Source organism: Curtobacterium sp. B18 (assembly GCF_000333375.1).
In the GTDB taxonomy this organism is placed as follows: domain Bacteria; phylum Actinomycetota; class Actinomycetes; order Actinomycetales; family Microbacteriaceae; genus Curtobacterium.
Window position 1 is genome coordinate 1 of sequence record NZ_BACZ01000798.1, and the last position, 753, is coordinate 753.

Here is a 753-nt window from a genome sequence, read left to right on the forward strand (position 1 = left end):
CGCACGGTGCCCGTGGTGGAGGCGCTGCAGCGCATCCGCGCACAGCACCCCGCCGTGTCCCTCGCGGACCTCGTCGTGCTCGCCGGGTGCGTCGGGGTCGAGGACGCCGCCCGCGCCGCCGGCGTCGAGGTCACCGTGCCGTTCACGCCGGGTCGGGTGGACACCACGCAGGAGCTCACCGACATCGAGATGTTCGAGTGGCTCCGGCCGATCGCGGACGGCTTCCGGAACTTCCGGTCCGAGCGGTTCGAGCAGTTCGCCCCCGGCGTCGCGCTCGAGCAGGTGTTCCTCGACCGGGCGAACCTGCTCACGCTGACCGCACCGGAGTGGACCGTCCTGACCGGCGGCCTGCGGGTGCTCGGCACGAACTGGGACGGCTCCGACGTCGGCGTCCTGACGCACCGCGTCGGCACGCTCTCGACCGACTGGTTCGTCAACCTGACCGACACCGATCTCGTCTGGACGAAGACCGATGACACCGAGACGGTGTTCGCCGGCACCGTCCAGGCGACCGGCGAGCAGCGCTGGACGGCCTCCCGGCACGACCTCGTGTTCGGGTCGAACGCGCAGCTCCGGTCGGTCGTCGATGCGTACGCGGGTCGTGACGGACAGGAACGCTTCGTCCGCGACTTCGTGGCCGCCTGGGACAAGCTCATGATGCTCGACCGCTACGACGTGAAGGGGCACCGCCGGTACGGGCCGATGGCGGCCTGAGACCGGCGGGTCGCGTCCGGACCACGAGGCGGGACGGGA

General features: G+C 71.4%; 1 protein-coding gene. It reads left to right on the plus strand.

The features are described 5' to 3' along the window. Positions 1 to 714: peroxidase family protein (locus I5E_RS20770; protein ID WP_031263358.1), on the plus strand; the 714-nt coding region annotated here is incomplete at its 5' end. Positions 715 to 753: the final 39 nt, after the last annotated feature.